This is a genomic window from Proteus sp. G2626 (assembly GCF_009915985.1).
GTDB lineage: Bacteria > Pseudomonadota > Gammaproteobacteria > Enterobacterales > Enterobacteriaceae > Proteus > Proteus vulgaris.
The window spans coordinates 118,122-140,278 of record NZ_JAABNH010000009.1; the positions used below are offsets into that span (position 1 = coordinate 118,122).

Annotated in this window: 22 protein-coding genes; 10 read left to right on the plus strand and 12 right to left on the minus strand. The window is 35.8% G+C overall.

Translation table 11 applies throughout. The features are described from left to right. The 4 genes from GWJ05_RS04980 to htpX all read left to right on the plus strand — a co-directional run bounded on the left by GWJ05_RS04980 (nt 1) and on the right by htpX (nt 3,267). Nucleotides 1–552 (plus strand): 4Fe-4S dicluster domain-containing protein, encoded by a 552-nt coding sequence (locus tag GWJ05_RS04980; RefSeq protein WP_036932813.1) that lies wholly within the window; start codon nt 1–3, stop codon nt 550–552. Nucleotides 553–554: 2 nt separating this feature from the next. Beyond that, nucleotides 555–1,373 (plus strand): dimethyl sulfoxide reductase anchor subunit family protein, encoded by an 819-nt coding sequence (locus GWJ05_RS04985; RefSeq protein ID WP_036932814.1) that lies wholly within the window; start codon nt 555–557, stop codon nt 1,371–1,373. A gap of 290 nt (nt 1,374–1,663) precedes the next feature. Next, a complete protein-coding gene (locus tag GWJ05_RS04990; RefSeq protein WP_036932815.1) occupies nt 1,664–2,224 on the plus strand; it encodes a LemA family protein in 561 nt (186 codons plus the stop codon). Between the two features lie 77 nt (nt 2,225–2,301). After that, entirely contained in the window at nt 2,302–3,267 is a 966-nt protein-coding gene (gene htpX, locus GWJ05_RS04995; protein ID WP_103005049.1) for a zinc metalloprotease HtpX, read from the plus strand. A gap of 100 nt (nt 3,268–3,367) precedes the next feature. Here the strand turns inward: htpX and GWJ05_RS05000 are convergent, their stop codons facing one another. The 4 genes from GWJ05_RS05000 to GWJ05_RS05015 form a co-directional block, all read right to left on the minus strand. Then, complete coding sequence (locus GWJ05_RS05000) at nt 3,368–3,550, minus strand: DUF2526 family protein (protein WP_036932818.1); 183 nt, start codon at nt 3,548–3,550, stop codon at nt 3,368–3,370. A gap of 87 nt (nt 3,551–3,637) precedes the next feature. Beyond that, on the minus strand, nt 3,638–4,870 hold the full coding sequence (locus GWJ05_RS05005; RefSeq protein WP_036932819.1) for an MFS transporter: 1,233 nt from the start codon (nt 4,868–4,870) through the stop codon (nt 3,638–3,640). 186 nt (nt 4,871–5,056) lie between these two features. Then, complete coding sequence (locus GWJ05_RS05010) at nt 5,057–5,827, minus strand: ABC transporter permease (RefSeq protein WP_036932820.1); 771 nt, start codon at nt 5,825–5,827, stop codon at nt 5,057–5,059. Continuing rightward, nucleotides 5,824–6,759, minus strand: a complete 936-nt coding sequence (locus GWJ05_RS05015; RefSeq protein ID WP_036932821.1) for an ABC transporter ATP-binding protein — start codon at nt 6,757–6,759, stop codon at nt 5,824–5,826. Before GWJ05_RS05015 ends, GWJ05_RS05010 begins: the two co-directional genes overlap by 4 nt. 848 nt (nt 6,760–7,607) lie before the next feature. Here GWJ05_RS05015 and can point away from each other — a divergent pair. Next, nucleotides 7,608–8,261 carry a carbonate dehydratase gene (can, locus tag GWJ05_RS05020; protein WP_036932822.1) on the plus strand — a complete coding sequence of 218 codons (654 nt, stop codon included), beginning with the start codon at nt 7,608–7,610 and terminating at the stop codon, nt 8,259–8,261. Nucleotides 8,262–8,333: 72 nt separating this feature from the next. Here can and hpt read toward each other — a convergent pair whose 3' ends face one another. Both hpt and cueO read right to left on the minus strand, forming a co-directional pair. Beyond that, complete coding sequence (gene hpt / locus GWJ05_RS05025) at nt 8,334–8,876, minus strand: hypoxanthine phosphoribosyltransferase (protein WP_036932823.1); 543 nt, start codon at nt 8,874–8,876, stop codon at nt 8,334–8,336. A 159-nt stretch (nt 8,877–9,035) separates the two neighbouring features. Beyond that, nucleotides 9,036–10,616 (minus strand): multicopper oxidase CueO, encoded by a 1,581-nt coding sequence (gene cueO, locus GWJ05_RS05030; protein WP_161681133.1) that lies wholly within the window; start codon nt 10,614–10,616, stop codon nt 9,036–9,038. 213 nt (nt 10,617–10,829) lie between these two features. Between cueO and GWJ05_RS05035 the strand changes: the two genes are divergently transcribed. Then, nucleotides 10,830–11,180, plus strand: a complete 351-nt coding sequence (locus GWJ05_RS05035; protein WP_161681134.1) for a YacC family pilotin-like protein — start codon at nt 10,830–10,832, stop codon at nt 11,178–11,180. 144 nt (nt 11,181–11,324) lie between these two features. Here the strand turns inward: GWJ05_RS05035 and GWJ05_RS05040 are convergent, their stop codons facing one another. Further along, complete coding sequence (locus GWJ05_RS05040; protein WP_036932827.1) at nt 11,325–12,362, minus strand: AbrB family transcriptional regulator; 1,038 nt, start codon at nt 12,360–12,362, stop codon at nt 11,325–11,327. A gap of 111 nt (nt 12,363–12,473) precedes the next feature. On the opposite strand from GWJ05_RS05040, the gene GWJ05_RS05045 reads away from it, so the two are divergent. Beyond that, nucleotides 12,474–12,884: a GNAT family N-acetyltransferase gene (locus GWJ05_RS05045; RefSeq protein ID WP_036932828.1), complete on the plus strand. Its 411-nt coding sequence runs from the start codon at nt 12,474–12,476 to the stop codon at nt 12,882–12,884. A 217-nt stretch (nt 12,885–13,101) separates the two neighbouring features. Here the strand turns inward: GWJ05_RS05045 and GWJ05_RS05050 are convergent, their stop codons facing one another. The 3 genes from GWJ05_RS05050 to GWJ05_RS05060 form a co-directional block, all read right to left on the minus strand. Beyond that, nucleotides 13,102–15,078: a hypothetical protein gene (locus tag GWJ05_RS05050; RefSeq protein ID WP_161681136.1), complete on the minus strand. Its 1,977-nt coding sequence runs from the start codon at nt 15,076–15,078 to the stop codon at nt 13,102–13,104. Nucleotides 15,079–15,308: 230 nt separating this feature from the next. After that, on the minus strand, nt 15,309–15,941 hold the full coding sequence (locus tag GWJ05_RS05055; protein ID WP_006535016.1) for a helix-turn-helix transcriptional regulator: 633 nt from the start codon (nt 15,939–15,941) through the stop codon (nt 15,309–15,311). A 64-nt stretch (nt 15,942–16,005) separates the two neighbouring features. Then, on the minus strand, nt 16,006–16,638 hold the full coding sequence (locus GWJ05_RS05060; protein ID WP_036932832.1) for a TetR/AcrR family transcriptional regulator: 633 nt from the start codon (nt 16,636–16,638) through the stop codon (nt 16,006–16,008). A 247-nt stretch (nt 16,639–16,885) separates the two neighbouring features. Between GWJ05_RS05060 and GWJ05_RS05065 the strand changes: the two genes are divergently transcribed. Together GWJ05_RS05065 and GWJ05_RS05070 are read left to right on the plus strand one after the other, a co-directional pair. Next, a complete protein-coding gene (locus tag GWJ05_RS05065; protein WP_036932833.1) occupies nt 16,886–18,097 on the plus strand; it encodes a Tm-1-like ATP-binding domain-containing protein in 1,212 nt (403 codons plus the stop codon). A 16-nt stretch (nt 18,098–18,113) separates the two neighbouring features. Beyond that, the gene (locus tag GWJ05_RS05070) at nt 18,114–18,941 is read left to right on the plus strand and encodes a phosphoenolpyruvate hydrolase family protein (protein ID WP_036932835.1); all 828 of its coding nucleotides are present in this window, start codon (nt 18,114–18,116) and stop codon (nt 18,939–18,941) included. An 86-nt stretch (nt 18,942–19,027) separates the two neighbouring features. Here GWJ05_RS05070 and GWJ05_RS05075 read toward each other — a convergent pair whose 3' ends face one another. Beyond that, nucleotides 19,028–19,927, minus strand: coding sequence for a diaminopimelate dehydrogenase (locus GWJ05_RS05075; RefSeq protein ID WP_161681138.1), 900 nt, complete (start codon nt 19,925–19,927; stop codon nt 19,028–19,030). A 199-nt stretch (nt 19,928–20,126) separates the two neighbouring features. On the opposite strand from GWJ05_RS05075, the gene GWJ05_RS05080 reads away from it, so the two are divergent. Then, the gene (locus GWJ05_RS05080; protein ID WP_036932837.1) at nt 20,127–21,467 is read left to right on the plus strand and encodes an MATE family efflux transporter; all 1,341 of its coding nucleotides are present in this window, start codon (nt 20,127–20,129) and stop codon (nt 21,465–21,467) included. 333 nt (nt 21,468–21,800) lie between these two features. Here GWJ05_RS05080 and GWJ05_RS05085 read toward each other — a convergent pair whose 3' ends face one another. Further along, nucleotides 21,801–22,052 carry a hypothetical protein gene (locus GWJ05_RS05085; RefSeq protein WP_036932838.1) on the minus strand — a complete coding sequence of 84 codons (252 nt, stop codon included), beginning with the start codon at nt 22,050–22,052 and terminating at the stop codon, nt 21,801–21,803. Nucleotides 22,053–22,157 lie beyond the last annotated feature (105 nt).

Consider the following 22,157-nt stretch of genomic DNA (forward strand, 5'->3'; position numbering starts at 1 on the left):
ATGGCGAAGAAACAGTATGGTTTTCTAATAAATACCAAAGATTGCTATGGGTGCCGAACTTGCTCAATGGCTTGTAAATCTGAAAACGTGACTCCCCCCGGTGTGCTGTGGCGTCGAGTTCGTGAATTCAATGAAGACCAACCCAATGCACAAGCTTTTATTACCATGTCTTGTAATCATTGTGACGATCCACAGTGCCTAAAAGTGTGCCCTGCTGACACTTATACTAAACGTGAAGATGGTATTGTCGTGCAAGATCATGACAAATGTATCGGTTGTCAAATGTGCATCATGGCATGCCCTTATAACGCTCCGGTTTACGATCCGGCAGAAGGAAAAACGAGTAAATGCAATATGTGTGCAGATAGACTTGATGAAGGCCTGAAGCCCCGTTGTGTTGAATCTTGCCCTACTGGCGCCATTGAGTTTGGTGAAATTGAAGATCTACGTAAAAAACACACGACAAATTGGGCTTTATTAGAAAAACGCTATGGTGTACCCGATCACACCATTAGTCATCCTAATATTGTCATTATTGGTATGGAGGATTAATCATGCATGATTATCAACTGCCGTTAGTCCTGTTTACGGTTATGAGTCAATGGGGGATTGGTGCGGTCTTGGCACTTTCACTGTATCAATGGCAAAACCAAACTCAAAACGGTGCAATGTTAAGCTCCAAAGCATTACGAACAACCATTGCACTAATTTGGCTGATTGAAGTTGTGGGTTCATCAATGTCGATGGGACACTTAGGTGATCCACTTGGTGCTTATCGTTCTGTATTAGGTATTGCGCATTCTTGGTTAAGTCGCGAAGCAATTGCCTTTGTGATGTTAAATGGCTTAATTTCATTATGGGCGCTAGCCACTTGGGTACAACCTCATGCTATTCGCCGTAATAGTCTGCTTGGGTTGTTTTGTGGCGTAATGGGTTTACCTGTTATTTTAGTGACAGCACAAATCTATTACCAAATGCAGACTCACCCTCTTTGGCATACACCGGCAACACAAATGAGTTTTATTGGCACAGCGTTATTGCTTGGTTTTGGCTCGATGATACCTTGGTTGCGTTTACAAGGTAAAACCATTAGTAACTCATTAAAAGTAGGAGCCTTAGTTGGTACATTATTAGTTCTTGTCGGCTTGGTTATGAGAACACAAGTGCCCGGAGCAGATGTTGCAAGTCTATTATTATGGTGGCAAGTGATTGCTAGTCTGATTATTGGTATCTGTATTATTACTTTGTCTCACAGCACGTCATTTACCAAAATCTCGCTCTCTATTGCCGCCATTTTGATACTATTTAGTGGCGAAATCACGGGAAGAATGCTGTTTTATGGCAATGTAATGGCGCAAGCGCCTTGGTTCTAAATAGTTTATCTCTGAGTTAAATAGCCACATTAACATGCTTATTTAACTCAGATTCATCCCCTATGTTTCACTTGATACTTTTTATTTACCCTAACGCTACCTTTAATTTTACCCCGAATTTATTCGGGGTATTTTTTATCTCACTAATATCATTATATTTTACTTTAACTCACACTCTTTTTGTTTTTGATGAAATAATCATCTAGCTATCTTTATCAATAATAGGCAAAATTAGCATCAAAGATTTAATACAATTCCCTGTTTACTATTAAAAAAGAGAGCACTTCACCATGACTGGATTAATTATTACCATCGCGTTATTGGGTCTTATTTTTTATTATTACAACCGTATTATCTCTATGCGTGAAGCGGTGATCTCAAGTGAAACTGAAATCTCAGTACAATTAGATCGTCGTGGCAAAGTGTTTGATAGTTTATTAGCCACTGTCAAAAAATACCTCAGCCATGAATCCGAAGTCTTTACTAAAATTACTGAATTAAGAACACAAGCCCAAAGTGCAAATGGCAAAGAAGCCAAAGCGGCTGAAGATGAATTATCAAAAATTGTATCGAGTGGTGCCATTAATGTTGCGGTTGAAAATTACCCTGAATTAAAATCCGACACCATTATGGCAAATTTACAAGAAGAGATTGTTTCAACGGAAAATAAACTCTCTTTTGCAAAACGCGGTTATAACCGTACTTTAGAACAATATCGCGCTTTTATTGCCGCTATTCCCGCGGTGTTTATCGTCAAAATTTTCCCAAGTCTGGTTATTGATAAAGAGTACTGGCGCTTGGATGAAGAAACAATTAAAACAGAAGAAGCCCGTCGCATTAATTTTGATTAATTTTAGCGTAATAAAAAGAGATTTGTTCTTTCTAGATTGATAAAAACAGCACTTAACGGTGCTGTTTGGAGTCACTAATGGATTTCAGAAATGTTCTACGAAAAAATGCTATTCGAACTCGTTTGGTTATAGCAACTTATTTATTATTAATGCTCATCATTGGTTTACTAGTGGATACCGCTATTGGGGCAAATCCCGACTTAAATCTAACCGATAATATGTTGGCATTTCTGACTTTCCAGTCTCTCCCCATTGCTTCACTGATTATTTTAGCCATCTCGATTTTATTGCTTCTTTTTATCCACTTTAAAGGGCACAAAATCATGCTAACAGGGATGAATGCACGATTAATTAGTCCAGATGATACTTTAAATGCACAAGAGCGCCAATTGCTTAATATTGTTGAAGAGCTTAGTTTAAGTGCAACACTAGGCTATATACCCAAACTCTATCTTCTTGATACACCAGAAGCCAATGCCTTTGCTGCCGGTTGGTCTGAGAAAAATGCTTTTATTGGTATCACAACAGGGTTGCTCAATCGCCTGAATCGTCAAGAAGTGCAAGCCGTATTAGCGCATGAAACAGGGCATATTATTCATGGTGATTCACGATTAACATTATATGTCGGTATACTCGCTAACGTTATTTTAACGGTCACGAATATCTTTGGTAGCCGTTTGTATATTGCGTCTAGTAGCCGAGGGGGTAAAAGCAATGATGCTGCAAGCAAAGCACGACTGATTTTAATTATTTTAAACTTTGTTTTACCGATCATTACACAAGTGCTCTATTTCTATTTATCTCGTACTCGTGAATATATGGCTGATGCAGTAGCCGTTGATTTAACTCAAGATAATCAAGCGATGATTAATGCATTAAAGAAAATTTCAGCACAACATGACACTGAAAATTTTGAAGATGGTTCAACAGGACGAGCTTATCGCAAAGCGGCCTTTATTTTTAATAAAGGAGATTCTATTTTTTCAACTCACCCATCCATTGAAAATAGAATTGCAGTACTTGAAGGTAAAAAGACTTTTTGATCCGTATTGATACAATGCAGTAAAAAGAAAAAAGCGTTTACACCTGTTTATTAAAACGGTTAAACGCTTTTTTAATGCTTATTTCTTAGCGACAATCCAATTAACGCTGTTTTTCACCGTGATGAAAAATAGCCGTGCGTAAACGCTCTTGTTGCTCATAACGCAGTGGATATTCAATCGTTTTATCTTTGCCTAATTCAACTAAAAGTTCATTCATGGTTTCAATACTCGTTGTTGCAATAGCATCATCAACCTGTTTAACCACTTCATCATAATGAGACATGATTAATCCCCTTTCTTCATAAAATTCTTAATCGCTATCATATTACAAGTAAGGGGATTTCTGTATTTTTAGTCACACAAAGTGTAATTAAATTGAGTTAAGTGGTTTATTCTTTGTCTCTTTACCTAATAACATCACTGCCAATATCCCAATCACAATAGAAAAGCTGAAAATAAGAAATATAGAACTTATTTCAAATTGATATTGGACTAAATATCCTACCATTAAAGGCCCTAATATTCCGCCAATACGCCCAATTGCTGTTGCTGTTCCTGCACCTGTTGCGCGTATTCCATCAGGGTATTGCTCTGGTGTATAAGCATATAAGGCTCCCCAAGCTCCTAAATTAAAGAATGACAACAACATGCCAAACACAAGTAACGTTGTCGTGGTCTCTGCCACACTAAAATAATAGGCACTCACGGCGGTTCCTGCTAAATACGAGACTAACACAAACTTTCGCCCATAGCGTTCAATTAACCACGCAGCGGTAAAATAACCAGGTAGCTGAGCTAAGGTCATAATAAGTACATATTGAAAGCTTTTAATTAAACTAAAGCCTTTTAACATAGCCACACTTGGTAGCCATAAGAAAATACCGTAATAAGAGAAAACAACACAGAACCATAAGATCCACAGCATTAGCGTTGAACGTCGATACTGGGGTGACCAAATTAATGCCATTGATTGGCGAATCGATAAACGTGTTTTTTTCTGTGAAATATGAGATGAGGTTGGTTCAGGTAATTTTGATCGTAAATAAAGAGCATATACCGCAGGTAATGCACTTAATAACATCGCCATACGCCAGCCATAATCAGGAATAATAAAATAAGCAATCAAAGCCGCAATTAACCAACCGACAGCCCAAAAACTCTCTAATAAAACAACAATACGGCCTCGCTCATGCGTTTCAACACTTTCACTGACAAGTGTAGAAGCAACGGGTAATTCCCCACCTAATCCCATTCCAATAAAGAAACGTAAAACAAGGACAACCATCAAAGAGCTTGCTAATGCAGTTAAGCCACACCCTAAGCTAAACAGCAATAAAGTAAAGATAAAGACGGGTTTTCGCCCTTTTCTATCGGCAATAATGCCAAACACGAAAGCGCCAACCGCCATTCCAATTGAATTTACACTGCCAATCCAACCTAATTGTGATGCTGTTAATCCCCAATCTTCTTTTAATGCGGTGAGCAAAAAAGCAAGTAGCCCCACATCCATTGCATCAAAAGTCCAGCCCATACCAGCGATACATAAAAGCTTATTACGAGAGATTGCCTCAGGCGCTTTGCCTGTTTGGCTTGCCGTTGTCATTACATATCCTTTCTATCCCCTATCAAAGTGTTTAGTATACTAAACAAGAAAAACCATTTTGTTAATAGCAAAGTATTAAATTAAAGAAAAATTAACATTTATGCTGAAAAAATGGCTAAAAAAAATCGGTATCTCTAAATAAGACACCGATTTCCAACTTTTATCACTTTCTATTTTGCTTTTTGATTAGCTTCTTAAACCACGGCCTTTTTCAATTAAATACCATGCAATAACGTAAAACACGGCAATGAAAAGACACAAAACACTAATCGTTACGGTTAAAGAGACATCCGTAATGCCCAGAAAACCATAACGAAAACCACTAATCATATACACAATAGGGTTTAATTTAGACACGCCTTGCCAAAATTCAGGTAAGAGTGAAAGTGAATAAAACACCCCTCCTAAATAAGTTAATGGTGTTAAAACAAACGTTGGGATAATACTGATATCATCAAAGGTTTTCGCAAAAATTGCATTTAATAATCCTGCGAGAGAAAAAACAATGGAAGTCATCAGTAATGTCACCACCACCATTGTCCAAGAATGCATTTCTAATGGCACAAAAAACAGTGAAACTAAAGTCACTAAGATACCAACACAAATACCACGAGCAACACCACCCCCAACAAAACCGGCAATAACAACATGCGTGGGCACAGGCGAAACTAATAACTCTTCAATACTACGCTGAAACTTGGCGCCAAAAAATGAAGAGGAAACATTGGCATAAGAGTTTGTTATTACGGCCATCATAATCAGGCCAGGAACAATAAACTGCATATAATCAACCCCCCCCATATCGCCAATTCGTTTACCAATTAGGTTACCGAAAATAACGAAATAGAGAGACATGGTTATCACAGGTGGAATTAATGTTTGCACCCAAATACGACCAAAACGGGTGACTTCTTTAATCCAAATTGTTTTGAGGGCTACCCAATACAGCTGAATCATTCCCTCTCTCCTTCTACTGTATGCTCTTCATTAACCAAATGAACAAATAATTCTTCTAGGCGATTGGCTTTATTTCTCATACTTAACACTTGAATGCCTTGTGCATTAAGTTGAGCAAAAACACTGTTTAAGCCTTGTTCTCTTTTAACATCGACTTCTAATGTTGAAGTATCCATTAATCGATATTGATAATTTTGTAATTCAGGTAATGGACTTTTTGGCGCGAGATCTAAAATAAAAGTTTCAGACTCTAATTTACTTAATAGATTTTTCATACTGGTATTTTCAACTAATTCACCACGTTGAATAATACCGATATTCCGGCACAACATTTCTGCTTCTTCTAAATAGTGCGTCGTTAAAATAATCGTTGTCCCTTCAGCATTTAGTTGTTTTAAAAACGTCCACATTGAGCGACGTAATTCAATATCAACACCAGCGGTTGGCTCATCGAGAATAAGTAATTTTGGCTGATGCATTAATGCACGAGCAATCATTAAACGGCGCTTCATTCCTCCAGATAAAAAACGAGCTCTATCATCACGTTTTTCCCATAAATCTAACTGGGTTAAATAAGTTTCAGCACGCTCTAATGCTAATTTACGTGGAACACCATAATAACCAGCTTGATTGAGGACTATTTGTAATACGGTTTCAAAAGGATTGAAATTGAATTCTTGTGGCACTAATCCTAGCTGGCGTTTTGCATTAACCATATCGGTATCGGTGTCATAGCCAAAGACGTTGACTTTGCCACTGCTTTTATTAACTAAAGAGCTGATAATACCAATAGTGGTCGATTTTCCTGCACCATTTGGGCCTAATAAAGCATAAAAATCACCCGCTTCAACGGTTAGATTAATTCCTTTTAGCGCTTTTACGCCATTGTGATAAGTTTTCGTTAACTCCGTTAACTCCAATGCATACGTCATAAGTGGGAATTACCTTTTATCAACAGCATTATTCAGCATTAACTGAGCTGAAATCAGAAAGTAGCTATTCAACTAAGTCTTACTAATGCTACGTATTGCTCACACGCTTCGAATTAGAAAATAAACTTAGTTCAATAAAATCAAAATGGAATAAGATATTCTAGAGAAAATCGGGCCGTAAATAAACCGTTTTAGAGCTCATGACACAAATGAATAAATAAATTTATTTTAACTATTACAGTTAATAAAAATAAATTTCAGTGTAAGCAAAAATAAACGGCTAAGATACTCTGTACTGTTATTTCTTGCTTATATTCCTAATGTCTTAATCCATTCATCCCTTGATGCAATCATTTAGCCTAACTGATAGCAATAAAATTATTGCCCTTGTTCCTCAATCTGACTGATAGATATCATCTCGCTATTTATCGCTCCCAATCAATGATGATTATAGATTTGCATATCAATTTGCTCACCATAGTAAAAACAGCTAAAAACATAAACATAAGATTTATTTATATAATGTTTATGGAAATTGTTTTTCGAATAAGACAATGACAAGATTAACAAACAGTTATCTTTTTATACATTTGATTTACATCAAAGAATGTATTGATAAATTCATTAAACAAATGCTATAAAAAGATCTATCTTATTTGAAAGCGAAAAAATATAGACAATTATCTGTCAATTGGCTTTAAAAAGCCCTCTGATTAATTCAAAAGTAATGGTATAAAAATACCCTTTCTTAATGGATCTCTCGCATCCAACAATAACACAAGAGCTATTTCGTGTTGGCGTACTGTCAGCGCAAATGGTGGGAAACCGAATTTACAGGCAGTCACGTCATGATGAGAAAAATTGAAGAACTGTTAGCCAATAACAAGCAATGGTCAGAATCTGTTACTGAAGAAAACCCTCAGTTTTTTAAAGATCTCTGTAAAGGTCAAAAGCCTCATTTTTTATGGATTGGTTGCTCAGACAGCCGCGTTCCAGCAGAAAAATTGATCAATGCAGCACCGGGTGACTTATTTGTTCACCGTAATGTAGCAAACTTAGTCATCCATACCGATTTAAACTGCCTTTCAGTGATCCAATATGCGGTTGATGTATTACAAGTTGAGCATATTATTGTCTGTGGACACTATGGCTGTGGTGGCATTGAAGCGGCCATTGAAGGAACTGAATTAGGACTTATCAATAACTGGTTACTGCATATCCGCGATATTTGGTACAAGCACAGCTCAATGTTAGGTGAACTTGCCCCACAAGATAGGTTAAACCTACTTTGTGAACTCAACGTTATCGAACAAGTGTATAACCTCGGTCACTCTACTATAATGCAAGCCGCGTGGAAACGTGGGCAAAAAGTGATGATCCACGGCTGGGTTTATGGTTTAAATAATGGTGAATTGCACGATCTCGATGTCACCTCAGATAGCCGTGAAAAGCTTGAACTTTCTTATCGTCAAGCAATGGCAAAATTAAGTCATCCACGTTAATAAACACATTCTATTCAATAAAAAACCCGCCTAAAGCGGGTTTTTTCACTTCTATTTTAAGTCAACAAATAATTACTCATCTAATAATGTTACATGCCCAATATAAGGCAGATGGCGATAACGCTGTGCGTAATCAATACCGTAACCAATAACGAATTTATCTTCGATGGAATAACCAATCCACTCAACGGGTACATCTACTTCACGGCGAGAGGGTTTATCCAACAGAGTACAGATAGAAATAGAAGCAGGCTCACGTAAGCTTAAAATCTCTTTAACGCGGTTTAAGGTATTACCTGAGTCAATGATATCTTCAACAATCAGAACATCTTTACCACGGATATCTTCATCGAGATCTTTAATGATTTTAACGTCACGCGTTGACGTCATCCCATTACCGTAACTTGATACAGTCATAAAATCGACTTCATGGTTCACGTCAATTTCACGGCATAAATCTGCCATAAAAATAAAAGAACCTTTTAACAAGCCGATTAAGACAAGATCATGTTGACCTTGACGTGGGCGGTAATGTTCTGTGATTTCACGACCTAGCTCAGCAATACGCTGTTTGATCTCTTCTTCAGAGATCATGACATCAACAATATGTTTCATGATTAATTTCGATTGGGTTAACGGGGAAAGCAAACGATTGTACCAGAACTTCCCTCATCATGCGATGATCTGATTTAATGAAAATAAAGGCACAAAATATTAATCTTGTGCTCTTTATCAATTTATCTTACTGATATTAATAATTTTTATAGTGATAGATTATTTACTCACGGTAAATCCTGCCATCATCCCCGTATCTTCATGTTCTAATAAATGGCAGTGTGCCATAAATGGGTGCTGTTTTGTCGCTAAATGGTCAAACTTTGCAAGAATTTCGCTAAGTTGTCCTTCAACTTTCACAATATCTTTCCAACCTTGGCGATGCTTCTCTGGTGCTCTACCATTTTCAGATAAAATACGAAATTGTGTACCATGAACATGGAATGGATGTAGCATCATGTCACCACGACCAGAAACAACCCAACGCTCATAAACGCCTTGTTTCACATCAAATGCAGGTTCAGTCATTGAGAATGGAATACCATTGATACTATTGGCATTATAGATATCTAAATCACCATTTCCATGACCGCAATTCATCCCACCGCCCATCATGCCACTGCCGTTACCTTGTCGCATATGACTCATCCCATGATGAATGCCCGCTAATGCTTTATCACCATAACGTTCTGTTAATAGCATCATACCTTGCATATCTAAACGCATATCCATACGTAAATGTAATGTCCGCGTTGAAAGATTGCTGAGTGTTGGTAATGCTGGAATAAGTGCTAATTGCTCAGGTAATAAGCCTTGCCCTTTTTCTGCTGATGGTAATAAACGCAACACAGGGAGTACATTGTCAAATGGCGCTAAAACCATCCCCATTTGGCGTACGGGTAAAGTAACAATATCAAAATCACGCCCATCAGACGTATCCACTAAAACTTCAAAGCGCTCACCCATTAAAATCGGCAATTCAGTCACTTTGACAGGTTCCGCTAACAACCCTCCATCGCTAGCAATAACATACATTGGTCTACCATCACTTGTGGCAAGGTTTAAACTTCGCGCATTACAACCATTTAAGAAGCGTAATCTGATCCAGCCTTTTGGCACAATATGTTGTGGTTGAATTGCACCGTTAGTTAACATCATATCGCCAAACCAACCAATTGCAGCACTCATAACATCGAGTTGATAATCGATTTGTCCATCACTGTCTAAACGCTTGTCTTGTAAAATAACGGGCAAATCATCAACACCCCAGCGATTTGGCAATTTACGGCTTGCGGTTTCATCATCTTCAATAATGACCAATCCGCCTAATCCCATAGCGACTTGTTGTCCCGTAACGCCATGAGTATGAGGGTGGAACCAGCACGTAGATTCTGCTTGATTTGGTGTAAAAGTGACTGTACGAGATTTCCCAGGTTCAATCATTGCTTGTGGGCCACCGTCTTCTTCACCGCTAATTTCAAGACCATGCCAATGAACCGTTGTCGTTTCTGGCAATTTATTATTGATATTAATAGTGACTGGTTGGCCTCGTTTAAGTTTCAGAGCGGGACCTAATAAACTGCCGTTATAACCCCATGTGGTTGTGCTTGCATTGGGAATAAATTGGGAAACACCTTGTTGAATATTAAGAACAATCTTTTGTTGAGCATCAGGCGTAATTTGAGGTGGAATAGCCAATGAAGGCGTGTTACTTTGGGCGAACGCAAAACGACTCCAGCTCGGCAATAATGTTACAGCACTCAATGTTGCGCCTAATTTTAAAAATTCACGACGTTGCATAATATATTCCTTTGAATAAAAACAAGTTATTCTGTCTTTATTGAGATAAGACGAATAAAAAAGCCTTGTAACCTATTACCGATGCTAAAGTTTCCCCTTACTGGAAGGTCAATTTAAAACCCAACAAAATAGCGGGTCTTTGCAAAACTTTTAACTACATTAAGCCAAATAACAAAACTTGCTAAATCATCACACAAAGGAACAGCATACCTAATGAAAAAAATGTTCGCCTTGTTCTGCACGTTAACGCTTTCTTTTTTTATGCTCGTTTCTTCAAGTGCAAAAGCATTAACCTATACACAAGCAGAAGACTTGGCAGATTTAACCGCCATCTACCTTTTTTTAAATAAAGATTGTGGTTATGAGCAAATATCAAAATCTAAAATTGAAAGAGCCTTAATGGTCTTTTCTCGTTCGCAACAATGGGATGTTAGTAATTACTCGACATTGCCAATGGGCCAATTAAATGAAGATAGCTACAATGATCTAAAAGGTATTGAAGTATCACACAATAAAAAATGCCAATTGCTAGCTAATAAATCTCTCAGTTTATTAAACTATTAATGCCTCTATTAAGTCACAATTGGATTGATAGAATAAGATAACCTCTTAAAATAGTCTGCTTATTTAATAAAAACACTATCACGCAACTAAATAGAGGTTATCAAAAAAGCTGATTTGCTTTCCTACTCTTTATTCTTCTTTGTGCTAGCTATCTTTCTTCTGTCTATATTCATTCCAATACAGAGCGATAGAAGGAATACTTTGAATAATCAGCATTCTAAAAATATGATTCGACATCACAAAAGCAGCATCTACATTCATCGTTATTGCAGCAAAGGTCATGGCTTCCATACTTCCCGGCGCCCATGCTAATACTAATGTTGCCCAAGGCACTCCCGTTAAATAGGCAGCCCCATACGCTACAATCACCGTTAAAATCACATTAATAATAACAACTTGTACAGAAGAAAAAGCATTTTTAATTAGTGATGAAAGTGGAAAAACAACAAAGTGCGCACCAATATTCATACCAATTAAAACCATGCTCAACTCATTAAGTAACATAGGAAAAGCAATAGGTTCGCTGACAAACGATTGAACTAATATCGCACTGCCTAATGAAGTCAACATAAAAGGAGCTGGAAATCGGATTTTCTGCAATAAAAGCCCCGCACCTAGCCCTAAAGCCACAATCAATAATAACCACAACAATGAAATCAACGTCATTTCGGGTATAGCAAACTCAGGCATATTGGCTTTATCTGCTCCAACAATAAAACCCGCCATAATAATCAGCACCATTAAACGGATGGTATGAGAAATAACGATTTTTTGAGGAGGTGTTTTCGTATGATCAGTTAATGCTAGAATAGCAGCCATCGCGCCGGGCACAGCACCAAGCATTGACTCTTCTTTCGTCCAACCAATATGACGATAGAACCAAAAATAACTAACAAAAAACTGAATAGCTAAACAAACAACAAGAGTGAGTAATAAAATCATTAAATTATCAGCACTACCTAAATGAACTTGGTTAAACATTAAACCAACCGAGGTTCCTAAAGTAAGCTGAATAAAGGTTAATGTATGCTTAGGAACCGCAAGCTCCCATTTAAAGCGATAAGCGATAATAACGACAATAATTGGCCCAAACATCAGTGCCATGGGTAAACCTGAAAGGGTAAGAACACCGCCTATTAATGCACAAAATAGAATACCAGGCAGAGTTTTTAAAAACGACATGTTGTGTTATCCAGTTTTTTAATTATTGTTTTATCCTAGCATTTATATAAATATTTAATAACCAAATAGTGATAATGTAATTATTATTTTTATTAATATTAAGAGCCAATTATGTCGTTAAAAATTACCACAAATCCAACACCGAATGAGATCAATGAAATTTATGAAGGATTGCTAACCCACAATCTTCATTATATTCAGATGGAGCAATACACTCCACTTGCTGTTTTTAAAGAAGAGAACGGTAAAAAAATAGGTGGGATCACGGGGGATATTTTAGGAAATTGGCTACGGATCCGCTATTTATGGGTAGATAAAGCCTATCGTGGACAAAACATAGGTACAGAATTACTGCAAACAATGGAAAACACAGCAAAAGAGAAAGGCGCCAAATATGCTGAGGTCGATACCTTTAGCTTTCAAGCCCTGCCTTTTTACCAAAAGCAGGGATTTGAGATATTTGGCACGTTAGAAAATTATCCGATTAGTGATAAAAAATATTATTTAAGGAAATATTTTTGATTATCACTGGTTTTTTATCATTACCTTCAATAAGCTCCTTAATATCTGAAAGTACATTATCAATCGACCTATTGATAGCATTGTATCTTTCTTTTGATTTACTTTTTGAAAGCTCGCTGTTTGTTTTTGAATCACTATTTGATACTACTTTATTATTTGATGCTACTTTATTATTAATACGAATACGCCTTCCCAACGTTGGTATATATTCATCTATTTATTTAATCTTATTATTAGTTAATACAGTGTTTTTTTTCCCTTTTACCTCAGAAAAATCATCCGTTAGTTTAGATTCTGATTCTTTAACTAGTTTATCAAATAATTCTATAGCAACATTCAGCATTTCTTTTCTTAAAACGATTTTAGACGTATTTATTTTATTAAAAACACGACTCAATAATGTTTTTATTTCAGATTTTGTTGAATCACTACCACGAGATGGCGTTATTATATTGATAATATTCTCAAATGCATCAGAAATATCCTCTGTTGAACGCTGAATTTCAGGATAAAAGTTATTGATGTTACCTAATCCAGAAGCGTAATCAGGTTTAATTGACACTAGTTGTTGTTGAATAGAATAAATAGTCTTTGAAAAAATCTCCATATTTTCTACTGAGACCAATAATTTTTTTTCTTCTACTATTGGTGATTCAAGAGTTTCCGTAATAACATCACTCAAAACAGAAAGTTTATCCAACATATTTTTGATAGCATCATTGAATTGACTATAATTAGATATATCCCTATTCTTTAATTCAGTGCTGAATTCTTTCAAAATGGAATCTAAGCCTTCAATCTCAAAAAAAACCTCTCCATCATGAGATTTTTCATTAGAATAAACAGCATTATTGTTATAACTATCTACATCTTGAATATCAGTATTTGTACCCTCACTTTGAGTTATTTTTTCATTTTCATTTTCAGTATTTGTACCTACACTTTGAGTTATTTTTTCATTTTCATTTTCAGTATTTGTACCTACACTTTGAGTTATTTTTTCATTTTCAGTATTTGTACCTACACTTTGAGTTGTTATTTTTCTTTCACTCCCATAAAACTCATTCATGTACTCTTTAATCCAAGTATTCTTAGTATTAAAATAAGAAATATTCACTCCAGAGTCATGATATTCTTCATTAAGTATTGTATGCATTATATCATGTAATTTATCAGAGATATTTTGATCAAAAAGATTATTCAATATATCTGGGTGACTCTCTGAGATGGAAACTAAGAAATTAATTTTAGAAAGAAATTTCTCTTTCTCATTATTGGAGGAAAAATTAGCTAAAATGCTCTTATTTTCTTTTAAAAAAAAGGTTTCATAATGATAAGTGTCTATTACTTCACTATATATTTTTTTAACATCACTTTCTTTTACTCTTGAAATTCTTTCTTCAAAGATATTTTTAAATACATCAGCAAGTTGCTCATCACTAGGATTTCCAGATTGTTGGCAAAAAGACTCTGCTCTTTTTAACTCATTTAAGTAGTTAAAAAAACTATATCTATCGTTGAAGGATACATTCTCATTTTCTATTAAAGATAAAAAATGATCTACTTTTCTTTCCTCTATTATTAATTTATTTTTTAAATCAATAGCGCTTTCTAAATTTTTTTCTAATTCTATTCTATTACTTTTTAAAAAATTTTTTATTATTTTTCCTATTTTTTCATCATTATCTATTTTACTTTTAAAACTCTCATTGTTATTTATTAATTCCTTTAATTTTTCAGGATCATTTAAAATCAATTCCAACTCTTTTTCGTTATGTATAAATTCATTAAATATATCATTATTAAGTAATGTTAACTTTAAATTTTCTCTATTTATTATCAATGAATCCAATTCATTGCCTTTATTTTTTAACTCCTTTGAATTTTCATTTTGAAGTTCAAAACATTCATTAAATCTGCTATTTAGAATATTCATTTCATCTGTATATCTAACAATATTTCCTTTTCTATTTTCTATTCCCATTCTCCCGCTTTGACTCATCATTAATAGCGTAGAAAATTTTCTCATTGCATTAAATACTTTCTTGACAAAGTTAAACTTTGTCGTTGTGTTAGATATATTTTTTATATTTTTTATATTTTTCGTAATAGTTAATTTATCGTTATCAAAAACAACACGACTAGTTGAAAACGAAATTCTTGCATCAAAACTCTTCAATCCATTTACATTCATAATTTTCACCTAAATACTTAATTAAACTATTTATCACTCATTTTATTCTTCTCCTTTTTTTATGTTTATAAAAATCACACAATAGTAATCAGTTAACCACTTTTAATAAAAATACGACATATTATAAAACTAAAAAAATATAAATAAAAAAAGATATCAATAAATGATATCTTTTTTTAAAAAAATTTATTTATTCTTTATTAATGACTAATCATTATACTTAAAAAATACTACTCTTTTAAATCGTTATACACGGTCGCTCTTGAAACACCAAGGTATTGTGCGGTAATTTCCATTGCCTTACGCAGTGAAAGATAACCTTCATCCTGTAAACACAGTAGCAATTCGCGTCGTTGATGCGGTTTTAATGCTCTTGGAGTGACCGAATAAGTCGCAGAAAACTCATCAATACGTTTTTTCAGCGAATCTTCAGTCACTGAACTAAAGGTTTCAATAATGTCATTACCTTCTTCAAGGGTCGCAAATTGGTTAAGTACCATTTGTAATCCTTTGATCATTGAAATATCAATATTTAAACATAACGCTGCGACATAATTGCCTTGCTTATCTTTAATACCGATAGAAGTACTTTTTGCTGTTCTACCATCAGGGAACTGATTGGGATAATTAGCCACTATTTGAGGGAAATCTGACGATTCAATACGCGCCATTCCCAGCTCAGTTGCTCTGTCCCCAACTTTTCTACCTGATAGGTTATTTTCAATGACCATAATGGTATTTTCACTATCGGTTAGATCATGAAGTACAACTTCACAAAAAGGCGATAATGTTTTACCAATGCCTTGTGCAATAAATTGTAGTTGTTCTACCAGCCACTCTTGGTCTTCTGTTTTGTGTGACATAACGATCCCTGCAATAGCTAAAACGTAAATGATTTATACAATTTTAACCGATTTATTCAAATAATTAATCGTTATCTGCGGGATAATCAGATTTTGCCTGATTTAGGATAGCTTTTGCCATCCATTGAGTCATATCAATAACCTGTTGATCATCCATTTTCCAGATATCTTTCATTACTAAAAAGACTTCAGAACCATAAATCAAAGAGAATGATTTAATCACTTTATCCCACATTTCTTGAGGATAATGTGCTTTTAAAGGCTCAATTACTTTGAGTAGGATCTCTTTACGATGACCGCGAATAAATCGTTTTTCTGCGTATTCACTCGATTGTCTCTCTTTTGCCCATTGCTGTAATGAAACTTGTAATGCACCACGCAGTGCACCTTCATGTTTAAACATTTGTGGGTAGGCAAGATCGAGCAATTTAGTAATACGCTGTTGCGTATTATCTTCAGGAGTTGGCGTCCATGCAATGATCGGTGCTAAACTTGCATCAACTGTAGCACTAATTAAATCACTTTGTGTGGGAAAATAACGATATGCGGTTGCTCTCGAAACACCTGCATGTGCCGCTAATTCCGACACTGTCGGTAACATCCCTTGCTCGAAAAGCCCCAACGCTGTTGTCACCAATAATTGATGGGTCCTTTTTCGTGTACCGGACATTGCATCCGTTTCATCACTGTAACTCATAAAAAATCCTTCGTTATTTCTACTTTTTTATATGTCTGACTTATATATGCCTAGCTTACCTTAAGCTAAATACTCACAAAACTTGACGTTTACTTTAGGTGATTAATCACACCTTATCGACCTTTAGCGTACAAAAAATAAAAATTATGAGACAGGTGTCTCAAAATGGTGCTATGATAAATGAAACTCAAGTCTCATTATGATTATAATCTATTCGTCGATAATCATAAAAGGTATGGGAAGGCTTATGAAACAGTATGCTGGTTCTATTTATATTGCCACAACGCTTGATACTAAAAGTGCTGAGATTTTTTATGTCAGTGATTTAATTAAAAAAGCAGGCCTTCCTGTTAAAACAGTTGATTTGACAACAAAACCCACGGCATTAGCAAGAGAAGCTGATGTCACAGCAGCTGAAGTTGCACGCTTTCACCCCAATGGCCCAGAAGTTGTTTTCTGTGGCGACAGAGGGAAAGCAATAGAAGCAATGTCAATCGCATTTGAACACTATTTAACTCACCAAGATGATGTCTTAGCCATTCTTGGGCTAGGCGGATCAGGGGGAACGGCACTGATTACACCAGCAATGCAATCTTTGCCAATTGGTGTACCTAAATTGATGGTATCGACGATGGCGTCTGGCGATATTTCAGGCTATATCGGCGCAAGTGATATCTCAATGATGTACTCCGTTACGGATGTATCCGGCTTAAATCGCATTTCTCGCAAGGTATTAAGAAATGCAGCGAATCAAATCGCTGGTGCTGTTTATTTTTACCAAGAAGAACATGTTGTTGATAAGCCTGCGGTAGCACTAACGATGTTTGGTGTCACCACGCCTTGTGTACAACAACTCACAAAAAAACTTGAAAATAATTATGACTGCCTTGTTTTTCATGCAACAGGAAGTGGCGGTAAAGCCATGGAAAAACTGGCAGACAGTCACCTACTTCATAGTGTGTTAGATCTTACCACAACCGAAGTATGTGATTACTTGTTTGATGGTGTACTTGCTTGTGATGAAGATCGTTTTGGTGCAATCGCCCGTACTAAAACCCCTTATATCGGTTCTTGCGGTGCATTAGATATGGTGAATTTTGGTCGCCCTTCTAGTGTTCCTGAGAAGTATAAAGGGCGTCAATTTTATCATCATAATGCACAAGTCACCTTAATGCGCACAACACCAGAGGAAAACCGTCAATTGGGTATTTGGATCGCTGAAAAAATGAATCAGTGTGAAGGTCCATTACGGTTTGTATTACCACAGGGCGGTTTTTCTGCTCTGGATATTGAAGGGGGTCCTTTTTGGGATCCAAAAGCAAATCAAGCGTTTTTTGATGCATTTATAACAACATTTAAAGAGACAGAGACTCGTCAATTAGTCATCAGTCCTTATCACATAAACTCAGCTGAGTTTACTCAGCAAATTTATGATTTACACCAGGAACTTATTTGTTAACCACGGAGAAAGAAGAATGACTCATTCACGTGAAACATTACTAAAAAAATTCAACGAAATGATCGCGCGCCATGAACCAATTATTGGTGGTGGTGCAGGCACCGGCCTTTCTGCTAAATGTGAAGAAGCCGGTGGTATAGACCTTATTGTTATTTATAACTCAGGTCGTTACCGTATGGCAGGCCGAGGATCTTTAGCAGGTTTATTAGCTTATGGTAACGCTAATGAAATCGTGATGGATATGGCAAAAGAAGTCTTACCTGTTGTTAAACATACCCCAGTACTTGCAGGAGTAAATGGCACCGATCCATTCTGTAACTTTGATAAGTTTTTAGATGATGTCAAAGCGACAGGATTTGCCGGTGTACAAAATTTCCCAACTGTTGGCTTAATTGACGGTAATTTCCGTGCGAATTTAGAAGAAACGGGTATGGGATATGGGCTTGAAGTGGAGATGATCCGTCTAGCTCACGAAAAAGATCTACTAACCACACCTTACGTCTTTAGTCGTGAAGACGCCATTGCAATGACTGAGGCTGGCGCAGATATTATTGTGCCACATATGGGATTAACTACTGGCGGTAACATTGGTGCAGAAACCGCGCTGACATTAGCGGACTGTGTTCCTTTAATTAATGACTGGGCAAAAGCCGCTAAAGCTGTGCGTTCTGATGTCATTGTGCTTTGTCATGGTGGTCCAATTGCAACGCCAGAAGATGCACAATATATCTTAGATAATTGCCCTGATTGTCACGGCTTCTATGGTGCAAGTTCAATGGAACGTTTACCAACAGAAGTGGCATTAACCGCAACGACCAAAGAATTTAAAAGTATTAAACGCTAATTCAAAATCATCAAGTTTGCCTAAGCGTTAACCTATATTGCCCACATTATGTGGGCAATATTTTATACAGAAAGTACTAATGAAAATTAGACCAATTTTGCAATTAATGTATTTAAATCACCCGCTAAGAAATCAACAGGTGGGATCTCAATAACCGTATATGCACCCGCGCGTTGCTTCATACTAGCTCTTGCCGCTGAGACCATAAATTGAGACGTCAATGCAGGATTGTTAATACGCATTGAATATTCAAATAATTGATTATGCGTTTTACCCGAAACACCTTTATGAGTCATATGAACACCATGCCCAACATCTTTTAAGCTATCGACACAATCGACTTGCTTAACATGGGTTTCATCAGAAGAGAAATAGCTATCAGCTTTAATCGCTTGCTCTACTTGATTAAAATTTGTCCCAGCTTCTAACTCCACGTAAACCATACGACGATGGACACCAGTCCCTAATGGAATAGTCATTGAAAGCGCATCTTTTACACCATCAATAGCTTTGGTTGCTACGCTATGCCCCATGCTCATACCAGGGCCAAAGTTTGTATAAGTGATCCCTTTTGGCGCCATGACTAACATTAAAGTTCGAATGATGGAATCAGAACCCGGATCCCATCCCGCAGAAATAACAGCTACGCGATCATGTTTTTTCGCGACTTCATCTAGTTCTGTTTTCAATGACACGATTTCACTGTGAACATCAAAACTATCTACTGTATTAATGCCTAAACTTAAAATAGATTTAGCTAACTCTTTAATTGCACGTGTCGGTGAACACAAGAGCGCAACATCAACATTACCTAATGTTTTGATATCGTTAGTCACGGTAATATTTTGCAGTTCTTCTGGAATATTATTAATATCACGACGAACAACACCTATTAATTCAAAATCTTGAGCCGCTTGAACAGCCTCTAATGCAAATCGACCAATATTGCCATAACCTACAATCGCTACTTTTATTTTAGTATTCATTAATTCCCCTGACTTTAACGTTAATCATCTCTTAATGATAATAGTGATTAGTTATCAATGAATAAACCATATAAATATCTTTTTTGCCAGATAAACATTATTTGCGCTATTACCTTATAAATAAACCTTGTAGAATCTTCTACCTTCCTACGCGTTATATTAATAAATCGATTTCACTCTGTTTTTAAGAAGGTTTTCAATGCATCAATCTGATGTAGCGGATCGCTCGCTTTTCTCTCTTAGTTGGCCGATATTTATAGATATATTCCTACATCTAGCCACACTATTAATTAATACTTACATGGTAAGCCACGTTTCCACTGCTTACTTAGCAGCTATGGGCGTCGGTAACCAAGTTTTTGACCTTTTTATCACCATCTTTAGCTTTATTAGTGTGGGATGTAGCGTTGTTATTGCACAATATTTAGGTGCAGGTAAAAGAGAAAAAGCCAGCCAAGCCATCCATATTTCTATCGCTTTTAACTCTTTGCTAGGTATTAGTAGCGCTTTGATCATTCTTTTCTTTGGCTACAATATTCTACATCTTATGAATACGCCTGAGCATTTAGTGCAAGATGGCTACAATTACCTACATATTATTGGTATTTGCCTTATTCCTGAGGCAATCTCGATTATTCTTGCAGCTTGTCTGAGAGTTTATGGCAAATCTAAAGCAGCCATGTATGTCACATTGATAGCCAATATTGTTACCGTGATTGGTAATATGATTGTACTTTACGGCTTCTTTGGTTTACCACAATACGGATTAGTGGGCGTTGCTTGGTCTACCGTTGTCGGTCGTATTATTGCCGTTATTTTACTGTGTGGATTACTGTTCTACGGTTTACGTATTAAATTCGAAGCCAAACAACTCGTCGTGTGGTCTAAAAATATGTTAGGGAAGATCCTACATATTGGTTTACCCGCCGCGGGAGAAAACTTGGTTTGGATTTTACATTATATGACTGCATCTGCCTTTATTGGTTTAATGGGTGAAGTTCCTCTTGCAGCACAAACGCTTTATTTCCAATTATCACTATTTTTAATGCTTTTTGGTATTGCGATTAGTATTGGTAATGAAATATTAGTGGGTCACTTAGTTGGTGCAAAACGCTTTGATGATGCCTTTAATCGTGGTTGGAAAAGTTTAAAAACCGGTGTGATATTCACGATTGGGGTTGTTATTATTTATTGGTTTATGCGTGATCCTATTTTGTATTCCATTACTGAAGATCAACGCATTATCAACCAATTAATTCCTCTGTTTATTTTATCGGTCTTTTTAGAACCAGGTCGTACATTTAATATCGTGATGGTTAATGCCTTACGTGCGGCCGGCGATGCTAAATTCCCCCTTATAACCGCAATTTGCTTTATGTGGGGAGTCGCTATTCCTGTGGGTTATTTCCTTGGTATTAAGATGGAAATGGGCTTAATAGGTATCTGGATTGGTTTTCTTTGTGATGAGTGGTTACGAGGCTTAACTAACGCATGGCGTTGGCATTCTCGTAGATGGCAAGCCAAGCGCTTAGATATATAACTATTAAATTCCCCCGATATTTTTTTTATCGGGGGAATTTGATAAATAATCTTATTATCTTTTAATTTTAGGCTTTTCAAAAGGATAATAGAATTTAATTCTCTTTTTAAATTATCATCTAATTTTATTTTTATTTAACTTATTAAAACTTTCTATAAATAGTAAAATAAATTTACTAATTAAAAAATTCTTCTATTTCATATAACTCTTCATACCTATCACTTAAAAAAACAACTCATTTAATGAAATTTTATCTAAAATTATAATTAGATGATCTTTAAAAATTCCTTTTAATTTTTTATTCTTAGAAACAGCTTCAGACAAAGCATCTATTTACTCTAATTTTTCACTTAAATAACAATCATTATCTATTTCTTCATAAATATTTTCTTCAACAATGTCTTTCTTTAAACTATCAACGGGTAAATTTAATGACTCTATAGTTTTCAATTTATTAATATCATCATTTTTATTTTTTAGATCACTAAATATTAATTCTACTTCTTTCTCAATTAACTCAACAAAAAAATTATTTTTTATTATTAATGAATAAACTTTTCTAAAAAAGATAACTATATGAATCATTATTATAAGTATTTGTAACGTTATCTACACTCTTATTCATTTTCATATAAATGGGTTCATCATCTATTAGATTTTTTTATCGGAAGAGCTAGCATTAGAAATCTG

Bases quoted from the DNA above. Each gene is read 5' to 3' on its own strand.
- GWJ05_RS05050 (WP_161681136.1), bottom strand. From the start codon at position 15,078: ATGAATGTAAATGGATTGAAGAGTTTTGATGCAAGAATTTCGTTTTCA.
- GWJ05_RS05015 (WP_036932821.1), bottom strand. From the start codon at position 6,759: ATGACGTATGCATTGGAGTTAACGGAGTTAACGAAAACTTATCACAAT.
- cueO (WP_161681133.1), bottom strand. From the start codon at position 10,616: ATGCAACGTCGTGAATTTTTAAAATTAGGCGCAACATTGAGTGCTGTA.
- GWJ05_RS05045 (WP_036932828.1), top strand. From the start codon at position 12,474: ATGTCGTTAAAAATTACCACAAATCCAACACCGAATGAGATCAATGAA.
- GWJ05_RS05035 (WP_161681134.1), top strand. From the start codon at position 10,830: ATGAAAAAAATGTTCGCCTTGTTCTGCACGTTAACGCTTTCTTTTTTT.
- GWJ05_RS05010 (WP_036932820.1), bottom strand. From the start codon at position 5,827: ATGATTCAGCTGTATTGGGTAGCCCTCAAAACAATTTGGATTAAAGAA.
- GWJ05_RS04990 (WP_036932815.1), top strand. From the start codon at position 1,664: ATGACTGGATTAATTATTACCATCGCGTTATTGGGTCTTATTTTTTAT.
- hpt (WP_036932823.1), bottom strand. From the start codon at position 8,876: ATGAAACATATTGTTGATGTCATGATCTCTGAAGAAGAGATCAAACAG.
- GWJ05_RS05060 (WP_036932832.1), bottom strand. From the start codon at position 16,638: ATGAGTTACAGTGATGAAACGGATGCAATGTCCGGTACACGAAAAAGG.
- htpX (WP_103005049.1), top strand. From the start codon at position 2,302: ATGGATTTCAGAAATGTTCTACGAAAAAATGCTATTCGAACTCGTTTG.
- GWJ05_RS04980 (WP_036932813.1), top strand. From the start codon at position 1: ATGGCGAAGAAACAGTATGGTTTTCTAATAAATACCAAAGATTGCTAT.
- GWJ05_RS05000 (WP_036932818.1), bottom strand. From the start codon at position 3,550: ATGTCTCATTATGATGAAGTGGTTAAACAGGTTGATGATGCTATTGCA.
- GWJ05_RS05075 (WP_161681138.1), bottom strand. From the start codon at position 19,927: ATGAATACTAAAATAAAAGTAGCGATTGTAGGTTATGGCAATATTGGT.
- GWJ05_RS04985 (WP_036932814.1), top strand. From the start codon at position 555: ATGCATGATTATCAACTGCCGTTAGTCCTGTTTACGGTTATGAGTCAA.
- GWJ05_RS05005 (WP_036932819.1), bottom strand. From the start codon at position 4,870: ATGACAACGGCAAGCCAAACAGGCAAAGCGCCTGAGGCAATCTCTCGT.
- GWJ05_RS05065 (WP_036932833.1), top strand. From the start codon at position 16,886: ATGAAACAGTATGCTGGTTCTATTTATATTGCCACAACGCTTGATACT.
- GWJ05_RS05055 (WP_006535016.1), bottom strand. From the start codon at position 15,941: ATGTCACACAAAACAGAAGACCAAGAGTGGCTGGTAGAACAACTACAA.
- GWJ05_RS05080 (WP_036932837.1), top strand. From the start codon at position 20,127: ATGCATCAATCTGATGTAGCGGATCGCTCGCTTTTCTCTCTTAGTTGG.
- GWJ05_RS05040 (WP_036932827.1), bottom strand. From the start codon at position 12,362: ATGTCGTTTTTAAAAACTCTGCCTGGTATTCTATTTTGTGCATTAATA.
- GWJ05_RS05085 (WP_036932838.1), bottom strand. From the start codon at position 22,052: ATGATTCATATAGTTATCTTTTTTAGAAAAGTTTATTCATTAATAATA.
- GWJ05_RS05070 (WP_036932835.1), top strand. From the start codon at position 18,114: ATGACTCATTCACGTGAAACATTACTAAAAAAATTCAACGAAATGATC.
- can (WP_036932822.1), top strand. From the start codon at position 7,608: ATGATGAGAAAAATTGAAGAACTGTTAGCCAATAACAAGCAATGGTCA.